General features: G+C 30.9%; 34 protein-coding genes. 33 read left to right on the top strand and 1 reads right to left on the bottom strand.

Features of this window, described 5'->3' with window-relative positions; genetic code table 11:
- The 21 genes from J2Z35_RS06070 to J2Z35_RS05970 all read left to right on the top strand — a co-directional run bounded on the left by J2Z35_RS06070 (position 1) and on the right by J2Z35_RS05970 (position 7,863).
- Positions 1-195: a hypothetical protein gene (locus J2Z35_RS06070; RefSeq protein ID WP_209660494.1), complete on the top strand. Its 195-nt coding sequence runs from the start codon at positions 1-3 to the stop codon at positions 193-195.
- A gap of 2 nt (positions 196-197) precedes the next feature.
- On the top strand, positions 198-1,073 hold the full coding sequence (locus J2Z35_RS06065) for a phage replisome organizer N-terminal domain-containing protein (protein WP_209660493.1): 876 nt from the start codon (positions 198-200) through the stop codon (positions 1,071-1,073).
- Positions 1,074-1,121: 48 nt separating this feature from the next.
- The gene (locus tag J2Z35_RS06060) at positions 1,122-1,283 is read left to right on the top strand and encodes a hypothetical protein (protein ID WP_209660492.1); all 162 of its coding nucleotides are present in this window, start codon (positions 1,122-1,124) and stop codon (positions 1,281-1,283) included.
- Positions 1,283-1,663: a hypothetical protein gene (locus tag J2Z35_RS06055; RefSeq protein WP_209660491.1), complete on the top strand. Its 381-nt coding sequence runs from the start codon at positions 1,283-1,285 to the stop codon at positions 1,661-1,663. The genes J2Z35_RS06060 and J2Z35_RS06055 overlap by 1 nt, the downstream gene beginning before the upstream one ends.
- A 33-nt stretch (positions 1,664-1,696) precedes the next feature.
- Positions 1,697-1,903, top strand: coding sequence for a hypothetical protein (locus J2Z35_RS06050; RefSeq protein ID WP_209660490.1), 207 nt, complete (start codon positions 1,697-1,699; stop codon positions 1,901-1,903).
- A gap of 79 nt (positions 1,904-1,982) precedes the next feature.
- On the top strand, positions 1,983-2,174 hold the full coding sequence (locus J2Z35_RS06045) for a hypothetical protein (RefSeq protein ID WP_209660489.1): 192 nt from the start codon (positions 1,983-1,985) through the stop codon (positions 2,172-2,174).
- Between the two features lie 2 nt (positions 2,175-2,176).
- Complete coding sequence (locus J2Z35_RS06040; protein WP_209660488.1) at positions 2,177-2,479, top strand: hypothetical protein; 303 nt, start codon at positions 2,177-2,179, stop codon at positions 2,477-2,479.
- 15 nt (positions 2,480-2,494) lie between these two features.
- Positions 2,495-2,719 (top strand): hypothetical protein, encoded by a 225-nt coding sequence (locus tag J2Z35_RS06035; protein WP_209660487.1) that lies wholly within the window; start codon positions 2,495-2,497, stop codon positions 2,717-2,719.
- Positions 2,720-2,838: 119 nt separating this feature from the next.
- The gene (locus tag J2Z35_RS06030; protein ID WP_209660486.1) at positions 2,839-3,489 is read left to right on the top strand and encodes a hypothetical protein; all 651 of its coding nucleotides are present in this window, start codon (positions 2,839-2,841) and stop codon (positions 3,487-3,489) included.
- On the top strand, positions 3,482-3,895 hold the full coding sequence (locus tag J2Z35_RS06025; RefSeq protein ID WP_209660485.1) for a single-stranded DNA-binding protein: 414 nt from the start codon (positions 3,482-3,484) through the stop codon (positions 3,893-3,895). The genes J2Z35_RS06030 and J2Z35_RS06025 overlap by 8 nt, the downstream gene beginning before the upstream one ends.
- A 37-nt stretch (positions 3,896-3,932) precedes the next feature.
- Positions 3,933-4,391 (top strand): sigma factor-like helix-turn-helix DNA-binding protein, encoded by a 459-nt coding sequence (locus J2Z35_RS06020; protein WP_209660484.1) that lies wholly within the window; start codon positions 3,933-3,935, stop codon positions 4,389-4,391.
- Positions 4,379-4,588, top strand: coding sequence for a hypothetical protein (locus tag J2Z35_RS06015; protein ID WP_209660483.1), 210 nt, complete (start codon positions 4,379-4,381; stop codon positions 4,586-4,588). Before J2Z35_RS06020 ends, J2Z35_RS06015 begins: the two co-directional genes overlap by 13 nt.
- Positions 4,589-4,600: 12 nt before the next feature.
- The gene (locus J2Z35_RS06010; RefSeq protein ID WP_209660482.1) at positions 4,601-5,221 is read left to right on the top strand and encodes a dUTP diphosphatase; all 621 of its coding nucleotides are present in this window, start codon (positions 4,601-4,603) and stop codon (positions 5,219-5,221) included.
- 11 nt (positions 5,222-5,232) lie between these two features.
- On the top strand, positions 5,233-5,379 hold the full coding sequence (locus J2Z35_RS06005; protein ID WP_209660481.1) for a hypothetical protein: 147 nt from the start codon (positions 5,233-5,235) through the stop codon (positions 5,377-5,379).
- Positions 5,380-5,548: 169 nt separating this feature from the next.
- Positions 5,549-6,100, top strand: a complete 552-nt coding sequence (locus tag J2Z35_RS06000) for a site-specific integrase (RefSeq protein WP_209660480.1) — start codon at positions 5,549-5,551, stop codon at positions 6,098-6,100.
- A gap of 168 nt (positions 6,101-6,268) precedes the next feature.
- Entirely contained in the window at positions 6,269-6,643 is a 375-nt protein-coding gene (locus tag J2Z35_RS05995) for a hypothetical protein (RefSeq protein ID WP_209660479.1), read from the top strand.
- Between the two features lie 14 nt (positions 6,644-6,657).
- Positions 6,658-6,831: a hypothetical protein gene (locus tag J2Z35_RS05990; RefSeq protein ID WP_209660478.1), complete on the top strand. Its 174-nt coding sequence runs from the start codon at positions 6,658-6,660 to the stop codon at positions 6,829-6,831.
- The gene (locus J2Z35_RS05985) at positions 6,818-7,093 is read left to right on the top strand and encodes a hypothetical protein (protein WP_209660477.1); all 276 of its coding nucleotides are present in this window, start codon (positions 6,818-6,820) and stop codon (positions 7,091-7,093) included. The genes J2Z35_RS05990 and J2Z35_RS05985 overlap by 14 nt, the downstream gene beginning before the upstream one ends.
- A 4-nt stretch (positions 7,094-7,097) precedes the next feature.
- A complete protein-coding gene (locus J2Z35_RS05980; RefSeq protein WP_209660476.1) occupies positions 7,098-7,466 on the top strand; it encodes an HNH endonuclease signature motif containing protein in 369 nt (122 codons plus the stop codon).
- Positions 7,448-7,639 carry a hypothetical protein gene (locus tag J2Z35_RS05975; protein WP_209660475.1) on the top strand — a complete coding sequence of 64 codons (192 nt, stop codon included), beginning with the start codon at positions 7,448-7,450 and terminating at the stop codon, positions 7,637-7,639. The genes J2Z35_RS05980 and J2Z35_RS05975 overlap by 19 nt, the downstream gene beginning before the upstream one ends.
- A 23-nt stretch (positions 7,640-7,662) precedes the next feature.
- Entirely contained in the window at positions 7,663-7,863 is a 201-nt protein-coding gene (locus J2Z35_RS05970; protein WP_209660474.1) for a hypothetical protein, read from the top strand.
- 47 nt (positions 7,864-7,910) lie between these two features.
- Here the strand turns inward: J2Z35_RS05970 and J2Z35_RS05965 are convergent, their stop codons facing one another.
- The gene (locus J2Z35_RS05965; protein ID WP_209660473.1) at positions 7,911-8,060 is read right to left on the bottom strand and encodes a hypothetical protein; all 150 of its coding nucleotides are present in this window, start codon (positions 8,058-8,060) and stop codon (positions 7,911-7,913) included.
- Positions 8,061-8,280: 220 nt separating this feature from the next.
- On the opposite strand from J2Z35_RS05965, the gene J2Z35_RS05960 reads away from it, so the two are divergent.
- The 12 genes from J2Z35_RS05960 to J2Z35_RS05905 all read left to right on the top strand — a co-directional run bounded on the left by J2Z35_RS05960 (position 8,281) and on the right by J2Z35_RS05905 (position 17,157).
- Entirely contained in the window at positions 8,281-8,787 is a 507-nt protein-coding gene (locus tag J2Z35_RS05960) for a P27 family phage terminase small subunit (protein ID WP_209660472.1), read from the top strand.
- The gene (locus J2Z35_RS05955) at positions 8,762-10,525 is read left to right on the top strand and encodes a terminase large subunit (protein ID WP_209660471.1); all 1,764 of its coding nucleotides are present in this window, start codon (positions 8,762-8,764) and stop codon (positions 10,523-10,525) included. The genes J2Z35_RS05960 and J2Z35_RS05955 overlap by 26 nt, the downstream gene beginning before the upstream one ends.
- Complete coding sequence (locus J2Z35_RS05950; protein WP_209660470.1) at positions 10,512-10,742, top strand: hypothetical protein; 231 nt, start codon at positions 10,512-10,514, stop codon at positions 10,740-10,742. Before J2Z35_RS05955 ends, J2Z35_RS05950 begins: the two co-directional genes overlap by 14 nt.
- 4 nt (positions 10,743-10,746) lie before the next feature.
- Positions 10,747-11,967, top strand: coding sequence for a phage portal protein (locus tag J2Z35_RS05945; RefSeq protein WP_209660469.1), 1,221 nt, complete (start codon positions 10,747-10,749; stop codon positions 11,965-11,967).
- Positions 11,960-12,721: a head maturation protease, ClpP-related gene (locus J2Z35_RS05940; protein WP_209660468.1), complete on the top strand. Its 762-nt coding sequence runs from the start codon at positions 11,960-11,962 to the stop codon at positions 12,719-12,721. Before J2Z35_RS05945 ends, J2Z35_RS05940 begins: the two co-directional genes overlap by 8 nt.
- Positions 12,722-12,756: 35 nt before the next feature.
- Positions 12,757-13,905 (top strand): phage major capsid protein, encoded by a 1,149-nt coding sequence (locus J2Z35_RS05935; RefSeq protein WP_209660467.1) that lies wholly within the window; start codon positions 12,757-12,759, stop codon positions 13,903-13,905.
- Positions 13,906-13,950: 45 nt separating this feature from the next.
- The gene (locus J2Z35_RS05930; RefSeq protein WP_209660466.1) at positions 13,951-14,274 is read left to right on the top strand and encodes a head-tail connector protein; all 324 of its coding nucleotides are present in this window, start codon (positions 13,951-13,953) and stop codon (positions 14,272-14,274) included.
- Entirely contained in the window at positions 14,274-14,609 is a 336-nt protein-coding gene (locus tag J2Z35_RS05925) for a phage head closure protein (RefSeq protein ID WP_209660465.1), read from the top strand. The genes J2Z35_RS05930 and J2Z35_RS05925 overlap by 1 nt, the downstream gene beginning before the upstream one ends.
- A 4-nt stretch (positions 14,610-14,613) precedes the next feature.
- Positions 14,614-15,042 carry an HK97 gp10 family phage protein gene (locus J2Z35_RS05920; protein WP_209660464.1) on the top strand — a complete coding sequence of 143 codons (429 nt, stop codon included), beginning with the start codon at positions 14,614-14,616 and terminating at the stop codon, positions 15,040-15,042.
- A 146-nt stretch (positions 15,043-15,188) separates the two neighbouring features.
- On the top strand, positions 15,189-15,629 hold the full coding sequence (locus J2Z35_RS05915; RefSeq protein ID WP_209660463.1) for a phage tail terminator family protein: 441 nt from the start codon (positions 15,189-15,191) through the stop codon (positions 15,627-15,629).
- A 3-nt stretch (positions 15,630-15,632) separates the two neighbouring features.
- The gene (locus J2Z35_RS05910) at positions 15,633-16,718 is read left to right on the top strand and encodes a phage tail sheath C-terminal domain-containing protein (RefSeq protein ID WP_209660462.1); all 1,086 of its coding nucleotides are present in this window, start codon (positions 15,633-15,635) and stop codon (positions 16,716-16,718) included.
- Positions 16,719-16,734: 16 nt separating this feature from the next.
- Complete coding sequence (locus J2Z35_RS05905) at positions 16,735-17,157, top strand: phage tail tube protein (RefSeq protein WP_209660461.1); 423 nt, start codon at positions 16,735-16,737, stop codon at positions 17,155-17,157.

Raw genomic sequence — 17,157 nt, 5'->3', positions numbered from 1 at the left:
ATGTACGAAAATATAATCGACTGGGTAAAGCTATCTGAAAATATAGGCCTTATATTTGGAGAGGATGCTGGAATAATATTTGCAGTATTTTTAAAACTTTTCTTCATATGGGGTATTCCTGGAATTATTATAGGACATTTTTTATTTAATCTATTTGATTTAAAAGATGGATCTATTTTTATTAGAAAGGAGTAGTCATGTCTGAAATAAAATGGATAAAAATTACTACTGGAATGTTTCAGGATGAAAAAATTGATTTTATAGAAAGTTTGCCTGAAGCTGATGCGATTTTAATTATATGGATAAAATTACTCACACTTGCTGGTAAATGTAATGCAAATGGTTTTATTTTATTAACAGAAAATATCCCATATACAGATGAAATGTTAGCAAATAGATTTAAAAAACCTTTAACTGTTATCAAATTAGCTCTTAAAACTTTTCAAAATTTAAACATGATAAAAATGGAAGGTCCTTATATAAAAATTAGCAACTGGGAAAAACATCAAAATATAGAAGGCATGGAAAAAATAAAAGAACAGACAAGAAATAGAGTTGCTAAATATAGAGAAAAACAGAAATTATTACCAGAAAATTCATGTAACGCTACATGTAACGCTACAGTAACGCAATGTAACGCAACAGATATAGATAAAGAATTAGATATAGAAATAGATAAAGATAATACTATTAATAAATTATCTAAAGATAATTTAATTAGCATAATTCAAAAATGGAATGATTTAGGACTTTCTCAAATAAAAACAATCAAAAGCAATCAAGTAAGATATAAACTTCTTAAAACTAGAATAAATGAATATGGCTTTGAGGAAGTGATTAAGGCTATAGAAAATATAAAAAAATCTAATTTTCTGCAAGGTGATAATAAAAATTGCTGGGTAATAACATTTGATTGGATGGTTAAGCCAAGTAATTTTGTGAAAGTATTAGAGGGTGCTTACAACAATAATACTAATAAGAAAAATTTAAACAATCAAAAAATAACAAGGTCCAATATAGATGAAGATGTTTTAAAGCAAAAGTTAAAAGAAAAGATGGAGAAAAATAATTAGTGCAAATTTAATAACGCAGTAGGTTGAAATTGCGAAGGAGTGGAAAAGATGATAGTAGCACATACTAAATGCTTGGGTTGTAATGGAAAAATTGAACTTGATGATAGATACGGCTGGACGAAAGAAGATGAAAACGAAAGTTCTGTAGTTTGTGATTTATGCAATGAAATCGGCACACAGAATGTAGAAGTAGAAAGTGAGGGCGAGTGATGAAGGCTAAGGAAACAAGGGAGTTTTTGGATAAATTGAACTGTGAAGTGTGCGGCTACGCAAAAGAAATGATGGAAAAAGGTTTATGCTTCCACTCTTGCGAAGATCACTTCAGGTTAGAAGAGACTATAGATACAGAGTTGACAGAGCTTGAAAGGCTTGCAGAGATAGGCAGGGCAACAGAGATAGAGCAAAAAACTAATAAGGCTATATTTGAGTGGTTTAAGTGTGAATCTAAAACAGGAGTGAAGTTTTTAAAACTTATTTATTACTCCAATGATGCAGGTGGCTACATTGAAGTGGGAAGATTCAGGATGAGTAAGAGTGAAGAAGTGCGAAGAATATGGTCTTTTGAGGATGTATTCAATGAAATAAAATAATACGCAATATAACCAGAAAGCGAGGGAAACTAAGTGCAATTACAAGAAAATATTTGGTATGAATTACGCTGGCAAGTAAAGCATAGAAAATTTCCTAATGAGGGATTTATTAAAACATTTGAAAATAAGGAACAAGCAAAAGAATTTTTAGATTATTTAAGATACAGAGAAGAAAATGAAAACATAATGATATTTTTAAATATTCAAACTCATAAAAGAGAAAAGATTGAGGATATATAACCAGATTGTTAACTATTTCCAAAATAGAAACAGTTGAAATAGTGGTTATTTCCAAAACAGAAACAACCACTTTGAAGGAGTGATTTGTATTAATAGTGAAGAAGAAATAAAAAAAGCCTTTGATAGAATACACGCAGAAGCTGAGCAGTTAAGAAAGATAGATAAACAAATACTAGAGGACCATGCACAGGGTTTAAGTATTCAGGAAATCAAGGTTAAGAATAAAGTGAGTTACAAATATGCTGAACTGACAATTAGATATGGGAGGTAAATATGTCTAAAAAATTAGATATAAAACTATTTACTCAACACTTACAAACGGAATATCCATTAGATCAAATATTAGAATTTGTAGAAAAAAACAATTTAGACGAAGATATTGCAATAAGAAACTGGTCGAATGCTATGCCATGCGATTATTGTGGTTTTGGAAGTTTGGAATATTACAGAAATGAGGAAGTCTACTACAGTGAAAATGATGGATTTTCTTTAGAAGAAAAAGAAGGTTATGAATGCATAGACTTCGGAATATCCAGATGTCCTAAATGTAAGAAATGGGAAACTTATATAGATTAAAAAGGAGGGCTTAAATTGAAAAAAGAACATTGGCCTATAGCGAAAGAAAAACAAGAATATGTATTTATTTGCGATAAATGTAATACAAAATCTAAGGAAAAATATAAAGCTTTTGATGCGGCTCTTCTAATTATCAGCAAAGGTAGAACTAAATGGAAAATAGATTCTGTTACAGGTCCTGGAATAGAAAATCCAAACAGATCTAAAAGGAATTATGCAATTATTTGCCCAGAGTGCTAGCAGGAAGGAGAAAGTAATGATAGTTCTTACAGAAGCAGACTTCCTAGATGCTGAGATATGGAGAATATGTAGCTTAATACAATTAACAAAAATTAACATTAGGAGGGTTAGAGGGTTTTATGAATACCAAAAAAGAAATAGGAGATAGCTTGAACAAACAAATGCCTTATTGCACAAATCATAAATGTATAAATTATTATGAGGATTCCTGTATGTATTTATTCGAAGATGGACCATTAAAAATAAATCCTATGGAATATTCTGATGAAACATGTGAAGCCTTCATTTCTGGAAAGCATCCTTTGTATTTAGAAGAAATACTTGAAATTACAGAAAGATATCAGGCATTGGTAGAAGCAGTGAGAGAGACTATGAACATGAATAAAGCTGAGGATGATACCTTCGGAGCATATGAAAGAGGATGGCAGGGTGCAGCTAATAGAATAAATCAAGCAATAGACTGTTATATACCAAAAGATACAGATGAATCAAAGGAACTTATAGATAGAATAACAGCAGCCACAAAATTTCTTAATGACATTAACGAAGCTGAACAACCATGGCTAGAAATATCAGAAATAGAATGGCAAACAGGAAATAGATATAAAGACGATTGTCTTGGCAATATATGGTGTGTCAATGAAGATGAAAATACTTTAATAAATTACGGGGTCGAATATCCTGAAACTATTGAAACAATTTTTAATGTCAGAGACATATATGTAATGAGATTTAAAAAAATTTCAGAAAGTGAGGAAGAAAATGAATAGCATAATCCTCATAGGAAGACTTACAAAGGACCCAGAGTTAAGATTCACCTCTGCTGGAAAAGCAGTTTGTAACTTTGACTTAGCAGTGGATAGACCATTTATTGGTAAGGACGGACAGAAACAAACGGACTTCTTTAAGATTCAGGTCTGGGGGAAAAGTGCTGAAAACTGTGCTAACTACCTTGTTAAAGGTAGACTTGTAGCAATAAAAGGATATTTACAGAACCGAAGCTATGAGAATGCAGAAGGTCAGAAAAGATATGTAACTGAGATTGTTGCTGAAAATGTGCAGTTTTTAGAATACGGTGATAAAAAGGAATCTAGTAATAATAACAACACCTTTGAACCTACAGGGTTGAATGAAGAAGGATTTAGAGCACTTGATGATGACGGTGTGCCATTTTAAATAATTGCCTTAATTGACAATAAAAAAGGAGGCAGAAATGAAAAAAGAAACAATAAAAAAAATACTACTAGATTATCCTTATACAAAAAAAGAAAAAGAAAAACTAAATAATGATTTAAAAGATTTGTTAGGCAGTAAATATGAAACAAGTGTTACTGCACAACTGACTGAAGCTATTAGCGGAAATAGAAGTATTTCAAATAAAACTGAGCAAGCAGTTATTAAAATTTCTGAAATTTATGATCATAAAGCAAATTTAATAAAAAATAAAATTAATATTCTATTAAAAAATCAATATTTAATTGAAGAATCTTTAGAAAGATTAGAACATGATCAAAAAAAAATAATAGAACTAAGATATTTTCAAAGGTATAAATGGGAAATAATATCAAAAAAATTAAAATATAGTATAAGTAATTGCTATAAATTGCATGATAAAGCACTAAATAAACTATCTATAGAATTTGAAAGAGGTGGAAAAAATTGGAAACAATAAAAGGTTTTGAATATTTATCAACCAATTCAAAAATTATTCTGAAAGATTTTTATAATAATCTTTCAGAATTAGATAAAGAATCAATAAAAAGCGTAATTCCTTTAAAGAAAAGTGATTACATAATTAGAATTGATTTTAAATTTGGAGAACACAAACTTTTAAGAAGAAATAATGATGGACAGATTGAATTATTTTAGGAGGAAATCATAATGACAATTAAAGAAATTTATAAAATGCAAGAAGCTCTGGATAATTCGATAATAGAAAAGAAAAATCTTAATGTAGATCCTAAAACTCTATTAAATACAAGGCTTTTAGCCTTGTTTGTAGAGCTGGGGGAGCTTGAAGAAGAAATAAACGCATGGGAAAATTTGACAAATTTTATGATGAGAAAATCTATTAAGTCTGAAATAGTAACAGTTTCAAAAGAAAAAGTTTTAGAAGAATATGTTGATTGTATGCATTTTCTTTTCTCAATAGCAAATTCACTAGATATTGAAGAATATATATATGAGACTTATGAAATTGCTGATTTTTCAGAACATCCAGATGATATATTATATTACGAAGATTACCAGCCAGAAACATGCACATTAAGTGATTTTTTAATAATATTTAGTAAATTTACAAATTATCTAGGAAATTGGAAATATTGGAAAAAAGAAAAAGAACATAATAAAAAATATTTACTTCAAAAATGGCATGAGGTTTTGATAAGTTTTATAAAAATGGGTACTTCTAATGTTTGGAATTTTACAGCAGAACAAATTGAAGAAGCTTACAAAACTAAGATGAAAAAGAATTATGAAAGGCAGGAAAATAATTACTAGGAGGGCTTAAAGTGGACATGGAAGAAAAATTAAAATATATAGTAGATGAATACTTTAAAGGCAAAGAAATAAAGCAAAGTATAAAAGAATTAGAGTTAGGGCAAGAAGATTTAAGCAAAATATTTAAAATTAATGAAAATAAAGACAAAAGAGTGTAGTTTTTTATAGTTTTTTCCACCTTTTTCCACTTTTAAAGCAAAAAAACAAGTGTTATAGTTAAAATGTAATAAAGCGCCATTAAGACAATTAAAAGTTCCCCCCCTTTTATCAAGAAGCTGTAAATTGTGCAGCTTCTTTATTTTATGCAAAAAAAACAGGGTGATTATAATGAATGTAGTAGAGCCAATTAGAGATTTTTATAAACTTGAAGATATTTTAGAATATTTAAAAAGAACAAATCCAAGAAATTACATTATGTTCATGGTAGGTATTTACACAGCATTAAGAATATCTGACATATTAAGGTTAAAAGTAAAAGATGTTAAAAATAGAAATAATATAACTTTACGAGAAAAAAAGACAGGAAAACAAAAAATCGTGCCAATAAATTTAACATTAAAAAAAGAGTTAGAGTGGTACTGCAAAGACAAAGAAAATTATGAGTATCTAATAAAGAGCAGAGAGCAAGAAAATAAACCTATAACTAGAGATATGGCTTACAAAATATTAAGAAATTTAGGAGATAGGTTTGGGGTGGAAAATTTAGGAACTCATACACTACGCAAGACTTTTGGATTTCATTATTACAAACAAACAAAAGATATTGTTGTACTTCAGCAATGTTTTAATCACAGTGATCCTAGCATAACATTAGCTTACATTGGTATCCAGCAAGATACTGTTAATAGAGCTATGAGAAACTTTACTTTTGGAAAGTGAAGTATGCTAGGGTTATTTTTTTAAAGCTTAAATATTATTCATATTGAAAAAGTGTATAATTCACACTTTGTTATTAGCTAAAAACATTGAAAAATAGATAATTAAAGAATTAAATCGCAATTATACAGAATTAAATGATTATGTATAATTCACTAAGAAGGTGAAAACATGACTCAAAGCATTGAAAACACTAGAATGAACAAGTCAGAATACAGGAAAATGATGAAAAATAGAATAAATAGTCTTTTGGAACTAGAAAAGGGCAATTTATTCCAAAATGTTATATTTTCAGAGTACATCAAGCAAAAAGGAGCTAAAAACCTTGTTGAATGGTTGCAATACAAGGGTTACAAAATTAACACATCATACAAGGGCAGAAAGTGGAATACAACAGATATAAGAAATTATGTTTTAGATCCTCAAAATCATAAAGGTGTTAATGAGGATATAGTAAAAATAGTTTGCCTCATGGTTAACTACACAGGGAAATCATCTTTTGAACAAAGATTATTTAGAGCAATGAAAACAGTATTGAAAATTTAAGGGAGAAATTAGAAATGACTAAAGAAGAATTTCTAAATAGTTTTCCAGAGTATCACAAGAAAAAAATAGAGCATAAGAAGAAATTAAAAAGCCAACTAAACTATGACATACATCAATGTTTGCTGGGGAGAATGAACAAATGCGTAAAGAATAAAAAGAATGTTAATAAATACTTTGGATACAGATAAGGGGGCTTTTATGGCGATTGAAAATATAAATGTTACTGTATGCAGTAAATGCGATAAAGTCTATTCGGAAGATTATAGAAATAAAGAATGCAATGATTGCGGATCTATAATTTTAGAGCAAATAGGAATCAGAATTGACACAATAAATGAGTGTAGAAAATGCGGGATAGAAATTCCACAATCATTAAAGCTTTGCAATTTATGCCAGATAGAACATGTTAATCACAAAAGGAAAAGGGCTGCTCATGTACAAACTCTGTAATAAGATGGGATGCAATAATATAGTTGATTTATCTGAAAAGTATTGCAAGAAACATAAGCATGTAGAAGAACTGGAGAAGAAACAAAGAAATAAATTTTATGATAATAAAACAAGAGATGATAAGTTTACTAAGTTTTATAAATCAAAAGCTTGGACAAAGACAAGGCAAGTCAGATTAATAAAAGATAGCAAGTTATGCCAAGATTGTTTAAGCGAAAAGAAAATAACTATTGCGGACACAGTGCATCACATTATAGAAGTAAAGGACAACTGGGCAAAGCGTTTTGATATTGATAACCTTATTAGTCTATGCCATAGCTGCCATAACAAGCGGCATAAGAAAGGGGAAAGGATATGGAAACAAAGAAAGTAAGCAGAAGCCGAAAGACATATCAAGACAGAAAAGAAACCTTTAACAGTTGGGCTTGTCAAGCTCATTGTGGAGTTGAGAAAGACATAGTACCAAGGAACAAAGGTACTGGATCATTATTTTATATGATACCTTTATTACTTATAACTTTTGCGGTTTTATTAATATTTTTATAAGGTCAAGAAAGAGAGGGGAAATAATGCAGGAATTAAGAAAATGTATTGTAAAAGAGAAAGAAGCATATTTCCATAAATGGTCCGAGATTGCTCAAGTTATTCCACCATCTGTTGCAATGGGTGGACATGGTGGTGGAGTAATCCAAAGGACATTAGGAATAATAGAATTCCTAGATAATGGCTCAGTACATGAGTGCTATCCAAATGAAATAAGGTTTATTTAAGAATAGAAAAAGAATTTATAGAATAGGTTGCACCTTATTCTATATTATCAATAACAAAATTCAAATAATACTGTAAGGACAAAATCAGCTATTGGTTTTAGTACTGTAAGCAGAGTGCCAATAGCAGTAACCAGAGTAGATATTGCGAGTATCTGCTCTTTTATTTTGCCAAAGTTTTCTTTGGTAATCTTTTTCACTGTAAATCAAACAATATAAATTGCGGGAACAATTTGTATTATTATTTTGAGAATTTATAAGGGTAGGGGTATATCGGTAATTTTTAGCCGATTTGCCCACGACCGAATGGGGAACTCTGATAAAGAAAATTTCCTAAAATTCAAGTTTGAGGGGTACACCCTCACTTCAAAACAGAAAAAAGACATGATAAAAAAATAACGAAATAGGGGGTGATTATGTTTGGCAGGTAGACCAAGAAAACCAGTATCACAATTAGAAGGGCATTTAACTAAAGAACAAATAAGGCAAAGAGAAGAACAGGAAGAAATGTTAAAGCAGCTGCCAAAAGATAAAATAAAACCTCCTGCTTGGTTATCAGTTAGAGGTAAAAAGATTTTTAGGGATGTAGTAAATAATCTTCAAGAAGTAGACATCCTTGCAAATGTAGATATTTATAATTTAGGCATACTTGCAGAGGGCTTAGATAACTTCATAGAGGTTACTATACAGCTAGATGCAAGAAGATTTGATAAAGGGGCAGGCGGAAAGAAGTTTACATCAATGCACACTAACAAGTTTGGAGCTGAAAACGAGGTTGAAGATCCTTTAATTAATATCCAAATAAAGTATTCTAAAATGGTAAAAGAATACTCTATGTTAGTTGGCCTTAATCCAGCTGCTAGATTAAAACTTATCCAAGCGCATTCGGAAGGTGATCTGGATGATTTTGACAGAGATTTTAAATAATAAGAATGTATTAATAGATGATCCAGTAACCACTTTTGCGAAATTAATAGTACAAGGGCAGATAATAGCTGGAGAAACAGAAATATTAGCATGTAAAAGACATTTAGAAGATTTAATGAATCAAGATACGGAAGAATTTCCGTATCTATTTGATTACAGCATAGCAGAAGAAGGAATAATAAAGTTTATTACTAAATATACGCTATTTACAGATGGTAAATTAGCTGGAAATCCAGTGGATCTTGTGGACTTCCAGTTTTTTATTTTAGGGAGCTTGTTTGGCTGGACACATAGAGAAACAGGGTACAGAAGATTTAGACAAGCTTATATACAAGTAGCAAGGAAGAACACAAAAACCTATTTGGTAAGTTGGGTAAGCTTATATATGCTAATGGGTGATGGCTACTTTGGAAGTCAAGTTTATACTGCTGCTAATGCAAAGGACCAAGCGAAGATTGCTTTTAATAATTGCGTTAAAATGGTTAAGATTAGCAAGTCTTTACTTAAAAGGCTTAAAGTAAGAGAAAGTGTAAGTGAAATATATTATGCTAAGAAATACTCTATACTTAAAGCTCTATCAAGCGAAACTAAAAACCTTGATGGATTTGATCCTCATTGCGGAGTAATAGACGAATATCACGCACATAAGAATAATCAAATATATAAGCTACTAGATGATGGAGCAGTACAGCAAGACGAGCCTCTAATATTTATAATTACTACAGCTGGATTTGACTTGGATTGCGCTTGTTTTCAAGAATACGAATACTGCAAAGAGATATTAGAGAGAAAAAAAGACAATGAAACAAGATTTATATATATAGCTGAAATGGATAAAGAAGATGATATAGAAGATCCTAAAAATTGGTTTAAATCAAATCCACTTTTTAGAGCTTTAGGAGAAATTGAAAAATTAAGAATAAAAGTAAAAGAAGGATTAGACAATCAATCGCATTTTAGGAATATGCTTACTAAAACTCTTAATAAATGGGTTGATATGAAAGAAAATGGCTACATGAACTATGAGCTCTGGAAAGAAAACGGAGTTGATGCAAAAGAGCTGCTGGAGATATGCAAAGGCAAAGAGTGTTATGTAGGGCTAGACTTATCACAAAAGCACGACTTATCAAGCGTAACTTTTGAATTTCCACTTGATAAAGAATATTATGCAGTAATCACAAGAACTTTCATTCCAGGTGCAAGAGTAAAGCAGAAAGAAGCTACTGACGGAGTAAGTTATAGCAGATGGATTGAAGAAGGGTTTTTAATTGAATGCGAAGGTTTAACTATAAGAAATCAGCAGATAGAGGATTTTATAGTTAATTTTTCTAAAGAACATGATTTTAAAATAAAAGAAATAGATTATGATCCATACTCTGCAAATCAATTAGCTCAGAATCTAAGTGAAAAAGGATATATAACGGTTGAAATAAGACAGGGAATGAAAACTCTATCTGAGCCTACTAAGGACTTTAGGGAGCAAGTATATAACAAGAATGTAATCCACGAAAACAATCCAGTTTTAAACTGGAATGTGCAAAATGCGGTAGAAAAGACAGATCACAATGGAAATATATTACTAGATAAGTCTAATACAACTAAAAAAATAGATGGATTAGCAGCTGGAATAAATGCACACACAAGAGCTATGACACATTATAACCAAGATGATGGCATAAATATATCTAACTATGCCGAAGATGAAATGCTGGATAAGTTATGGGGTGAAGACAATTGATAAAATAAAAAAAATACTTGAATTAATAAAAAGTAAAATCAATAATGATCTAAGTTTAATATTGCTTATGCTAGAAGATATTTTAATTAGCATAGGCATTATTATTATAAATGCTACAACCTACAAAATAAACCTAAACGCTGGATTGTATATAACTGGAATTACTTTTTTAGCTTTAGGTATTTATTTTGCAAAAAATCCTATAAAAAGGGGGTGATTAAGTGTTATTTAGTAAAGCTTACAAAAACGAAACTGTAAGTTTGCAAGATGAAAGACTTTTAGACTTTTTAGGAATTAGCTCAAATGATGTTAATGTAAAAGGTAAAAACGCTTTAAAAGTTGCAACTGTATTTAGCTGCTTTAGAATACTTACAGAAGGAATAAGTAAATTACCTGTAAAAATGTATAAAAACAATAAAAAAGATAGCAGTCATTATCTTTACAATATATTAAAGATAAGACCTAATCCGTTAATGAGTGCAATGGATTTTTGGAAAACTTTAGAATTTCAAAGAAATTTAAACGGAAATGCATATGCCTATATAGATTTTGATAAAAAAACAGGATTAATAAAAGCTTTATACCCAATTACATCATCAAAAGTTAAAAAGATATTAGTTGACGATACAAGGATAACAAAAAAAGAAATGTGGTACATCATAGAAGATAACGGAGATACATTTAAAATACCTTCTGATGAAATGCTCCACATTAAAGGACTTACAGATAATGGACTTGTAGGTATAAGTCCTATAGATTATCTAGTAGATCTAATTGAAAATGCTAAAAGTGGAACTGATTATATTAACAAGTTTTATAAAAATGGTATGCAAACTAAAGGTATAATCCACTATGTCGGAGATTTAAACCAAAGAGCAGAAGAAAACTTTAGAAATAGATTTGAAAGAATGTCAAGTGGTTTAAATAATGCACATAGAGTTAGTTTGTTACCTATTGGATATCAATATCAAGCAATAAGCCAAAAGCTTGCAGAAAGCCAGTTTTTTGAAAACAATAATCTTACAATAAGAGAAATAGCATCTGCTTTTGGGGTTAAAATGCATCAAATAAATGATTTATCAAGAGCTACTTTTAGCAATCTTGAAGAATCGATGAAAGAATTCTATATAGAAACACTTCAACCAGTTTTAACAGCTTATGAACAAGAACTTATGTATAAGTTACTTAGAACTGATGAAATAGAAGCAGGGTACTATTTGAAATTTAATATTGATGTAATTTTAAGAAGTGATTTGCAGAAAAGATTTGAAAGTTATCAAAAAGGTATACAAAACGGTATTTATACAAGCAATGAAGTAAGAGAGAAAGAAGAACTAGAGCCAAAAGAAGGCGGAGACAGACTTTTAATAAATGGAAATATGATACCTATTGATATGGCAGGCAGCCAGTATCCTAAAGGGGGTGAAACAGAAAATGAGTAAAGTATTGCAGCTTAAAAATAAAGACAAGCAAGGCAATATCAAAAATGTTGGTAAGATAGAAATAAGAAATGAAAGCAATGATACTGCAGGTTTGTATTTTTATGGTGATATTGTATCTTCTGAATGGGAAAAATGGGAAGATGCAGACACTTGTCCAGATGATGTCTTAAAGTTTTTGAAAGATATCGAAGGAACTAAAAACCTAAATATCTATATAAATAGTGGCGGAGGCTCTGTATTTGCTGGAATGAGTATATATAACATTCTAAAAAGAAATCAAGCATACAAAATAGCTTATATAGATGGGTTAGCAGGCTCTATAGCATCGGTAATTCCTTTTGCAGCGGATAAAATAATAATTCCTGCAAATGGCTACATGATGATTCATAATGCGTGGTCTTTTACATGGGGCAATGCAAAAGAGCTAAGAAAATTTGCAGATTCATTAGATGTAATAGATCAAGGAATTTTAAATGTCTATGAAGCAAATTTAAAAGAAGGAATAAAAATTGAAGCAATAAAACAAATGATGGATAATGAAACATGGTTTACTGGAAAAGAAGCGGCAGAGTATTTCGATATAGAAGTTGCTCCAGAAAATAAATCGGTTGCGTGTGTATCGGATTATTTTGGCAGCTATACAAATATTCCAGATGATTTAAAGACTAAAGAAGAAATTCAGCCAGAAAATAAAATTGATAATAACCAAATTGAAAAAGCTAAAGCAAGACTATTACTAAAGTCTAGGCTATAGCTTTTATTATTTTAAATCTTAGGAGGAAATTATAAATGAAAATGCTTAACGAACTTAAACAAAAGCTTGAAAATGCTAAAAACGCAGCTAAAGAATTGGTTGCAAATGAAAATGCAACTCTTGAAGAAATACAGGCTAAAGATAGAGAAATAGAAAGTCTGCAAGCTAGAATAAAAGTGCTTGAAAAGACAGAGCCACAGGACAGAACAGAGAATACTGAAATACCGCTTGATAATCCAGAAAATAACATTGACTATAAAACTGTATTCATGAAAGCATTTAAGGGCCAGCCACTAAGTGCAAAAGAATCAGACATGTTAAAAGTTCAAGGGGCTTTATCCTCTGCAACTGGAGAAGATGGAGGCTATCTAATTCCTATAGACCAGCAAACAAGAGTAAATGAGCTAAAAAGAAGCTTGCCAGCTCTTGAAAACTATGTAAAAGTAGAGCCAGTTAGAACGCTGACAGGATCAAGAAACATAGAGAAGAACGCTCTATATACACCATTCCAAGAATTTACAGAGGGAAATGATGTACCTGCTTCTGATGCTCCACAATTTACAAATATTCCTTATGCTATAAAGGATAGAGGGGGCATACTTCCAGTTCCTAATAACCTTATGAATGACAGTGATATTGCAATAGAGTCATACTTAAATAGCTGGCTTGCTAAAAAATCAGTTGCAACTAGAAACAAACTTATACTGGACTTACTTAATACTTTAACTAAAGTTCCAGTTACTGACTTAACAGATTTAAAAGAAATATTCAATATAGAATTAGATCCAGCAATAGAAGCTTCTGCAAAAGTATTCACTAATCAAGATGGATTCAATTGGTTAGATACACTAAAAGATGCAGAAGGTAAATTCATGGTCCAGCCTAATCCTTTAGAGCCTACTAAAAAGATGCTATTTGGAAAGTATGAAATAGTAGTTCTTTCAAACAAAGCTATGGCAACTAGAAATGATGGAACAAACTATCAAGCTCCTATAATCATTGGTGATATGGAAGAAGCTGTTGTGTTATTTGACAGAGAGCAAATGTCTCTATTATCTACTAACATTGGTGGGCAAGCATTTACTAAGAATAGAACAGACATTAGAGCAATACAAAGAGAAGATGTAAAAATGTTTGATAGCGAGGCAGTAGTGTTTGCAGAAATCAATGTGGGAACAGTTTAATTAAGGGGGCTTAGCCCCTTTAATTACTATAAGTAGGTGATACAAATGATACTGACATTACAAGAAACTAAGGAATATTTAAGGCTTGAAGATGAATACACCCACGAAGATAATTTATTAAATGGCTTTATTGCTGCAGCAGACGAATATTTAAAAACTGGAGTTGGCACAGAGATTTATAACAAGATTGTATTAACCGAAAATGAGGAATATGTCAACAAAGGTAAGCTGCAGCAAGCTAAAATATATTGCCTTGCTCTTATAACAGAGTGGTATGATAGCAGAAAATTTACAGCAAATACAACGGAAGGTACTTCTTTGGTGCTGCAAATTTTAGCAACGCAGCTAAAGTATGGGTGGGAAAGCTGATGGATATAGAAGTAGGTAAGTTAAGGCATAGAGTCGAGATCTGGGGAAAAGAAAAAATAATAAATGACTACCATGAAACTGATTTTGAAAACAAAAAGATAAAGACAATATGGGCGGAAGTAGTTCCGCAGACTGGAAAATTGCAAAATCAACAGGCAGACACAATATTAAGCAATGTAACACATAAAATTAAATGCAGATACTCTGCAGGACATGACATAAAGCAAGATAATTGGATTATGTTTGCTGGGAAGAGATTTGACATTAAATATATACTTGATCCTTATTTTAAGCATGTGATTTTAGAAATCTTTGCGGAAGAAATACAAGGGTGATAATATGCAAGATGGCTTTAATGTAGATGATATAGACAAATTAACTCAAAAACTTTTAGATGTAGCAAAAAAAACAGAGCCTAAGCAACTTAAAAAGTTTATTAAATCAGAAGGAAATAAACTAAAGCGCAAAACTGTAAGTAAAGCAAAAAAGACAGTTAAAAAGAAAAAAGGTAATTATCTTAAAGGTATTAAAACAGGTAAAGTATATAAGTATAAAGGTGATGAGCTAGCAGTAAGGGTTTATAATTCAATGCCTCATGCTCATTTGATAGAATACGGATATGAGCATAGAGATCATAAAAAAAGAAATAAAAGACCTACTGGAAAATTTGTTCAAGGCAAGAGAATATTTGAAAGTACAAGAAAAGAGTTTCAAAATCAGTTCATTAAGGATATTGAAGATTTTGTTGTTGAAAAATTGAAGCTTTAAAATCGTTTTTAAGACACTTTTATTTTTTATGGCTTATAAAGACATTAGAAAGTTTTTAAAATGTCTTAAATCTTAAAATAAAAAGTCTTTTTATTTTTATAAAATTGAGTAATATCAACGCTTGTAGCGTTTTAGGTGGTTACATTATGATAAAATACACAGATATATTAAAAGCAATAAATGCAAAGATAAAAGAAGCTTTTCCAGACAAAGAAATACAATCTAAAGATATAACAGAAGGTTTCGAGAGGCCTTCTTTTTTTATTGACTTTTCTAACATGGCAGCAAGTGAAATGATGAATTATTTTAGGAATAGAGTTACAACTATAGTAATTTATTATTTCCCTAGCGACAGATACAAAAACAGAATTGAAATACTAGGCATACAAGACAAGCTAGAAGAAATATTTCTTGATATGTTAAAGGTTAATGAAGATTTTATCATTACAATAAATGAAACAGAAGCAAATATTGTAGATGGGATATTGCAATTTAGTTTTGACTTAGAAACAGTGGAGCAGATAGAGCGAGAAAGTCCAGAACCGCTTATAGAAGAACTAGACATTGAAATAAGAAAGGAAGGTTAAAGCATGGCAAATATAGGAATGCCGAAAATTGATGTAATATTTAAAGGTTTGGCAGTAAGTGCAATACAAAGATCTGCAAAAGGTATTGTTGTACTAATTGTAAAAGAGCCTACAGCTGATTTTGATTTTGCAGAGTATAAAACAGTAGATCAGATAGAAGAAGATAAATTCACAGCTGCAAATGTTGCATATATCAAAGATGTATTTGTTGGTAATCCTTCTAGGGTTATTGTTGCAACTCAAAAAGATGCTGAACTATTAAGCGCAGTACTACTTAAAGTTAAGACTAAGTTTTTTAACTGGATAGGCCTTGCAGAAGGTACGCAGCAAGAGCAAGATGATCTAGCAACTTGGATTAAATCCGTAAATCAGAATGAAAAGAAAGTATATAAGACTATTACCTACAATGCTACTGTTACGGATGATATGCACATAGTCAATTTTGCAAATGAAACACTAAAACCTAAAAACAAAGATGAAATAACTGGTGAAAAGTACATTGCAAGGCTTTTAGGTTTGTTTGCTGGACTACCTTTTACCCAGTCTGCAACTTACTATATCATGCAGGATCTAGAAAGCGTAACAGAGCCAGCTGATCTAGAAACTGCAGTAAATGCAGGAAAGCTAATACTTTTTAATGATGAATTTAATTATGAGCCAGTTGTTAGGGTTGCAAGGGCTATAAATTCACTTATCACAGTTGCCCAGCCGCTTACTGACGATATGAAGAAAATTACTATTGTTGAGGCTATGGACTTAATGCAAACAGATATATCAAGCACTTTCAAAAACTTTTATATCGGAAAATACAAGAATGTCTATGATAATCAAGTACTGTTTTTAAGTGCTATTAATAGTTATTTTAGGCAGCTTGCACTTGAAAGCATACTAGATCAGAACTTTGCAAATTTATCTGATATAAATGTGGAAAAACAGCGCCTTGCATGGCTTGGAATTGGTAAGACAGAGGCGGAAACATGGACAGACTTACAAGTCAAAATAAATACATTTAGATCTAATTTATTATTAGCAGGAAAAGTAAAAATACTTGATGCAATGGAAGATTTAGATTTCACTATAAACATGTAAGGGAGGAGCTGACTTTATGAACGCAAATGAAGTAATAAACGGAAAATGGGGCAGGATTTGGGTAAATGGCGAGCTATGGGCAGAGTGCAAGAGCTTTGAAGGTAAAGTTGTTGGAGAGTGGGAAGATATAAGCTTTTGCGAAGAAATGGGAAATAAAAGAAAGCTTATAGGATTTTCTGGAGAAGGCACAATGGTTTTGCATAAGATGTATACAAGAGGCGGAAATCTTTTGGCAGAAGGTTTTAAAACTGGAATAATGCCAGATATAAAGATAGTTTCTAAGCTTGCAGATCCAGCAGCAAAAGGCCACGAAAGAGTGGAAATACTTCAAGTCACTTTTGATGAATTTACTTTAATGAAATTTGAAGATAAATCTGTTACAGAAGAAGAACTTCCTTTCAAGTTTGGGGATTACAATTATTTAGATAAAATAGCATAG

Origin of the sequence: Acetoanaerobium pronyense (assembly GCF_017874355.1) — a bacterium.
GTDB lineage: Bacteria > Bacillota > Clostridia > Peptostreptococcales > Filifactoraceae > Acetoanaerobium > Acetoanaerobium pronyense.
This window is presented reverse-complemented; position numbering and strand designations above follow the sequence as displayed.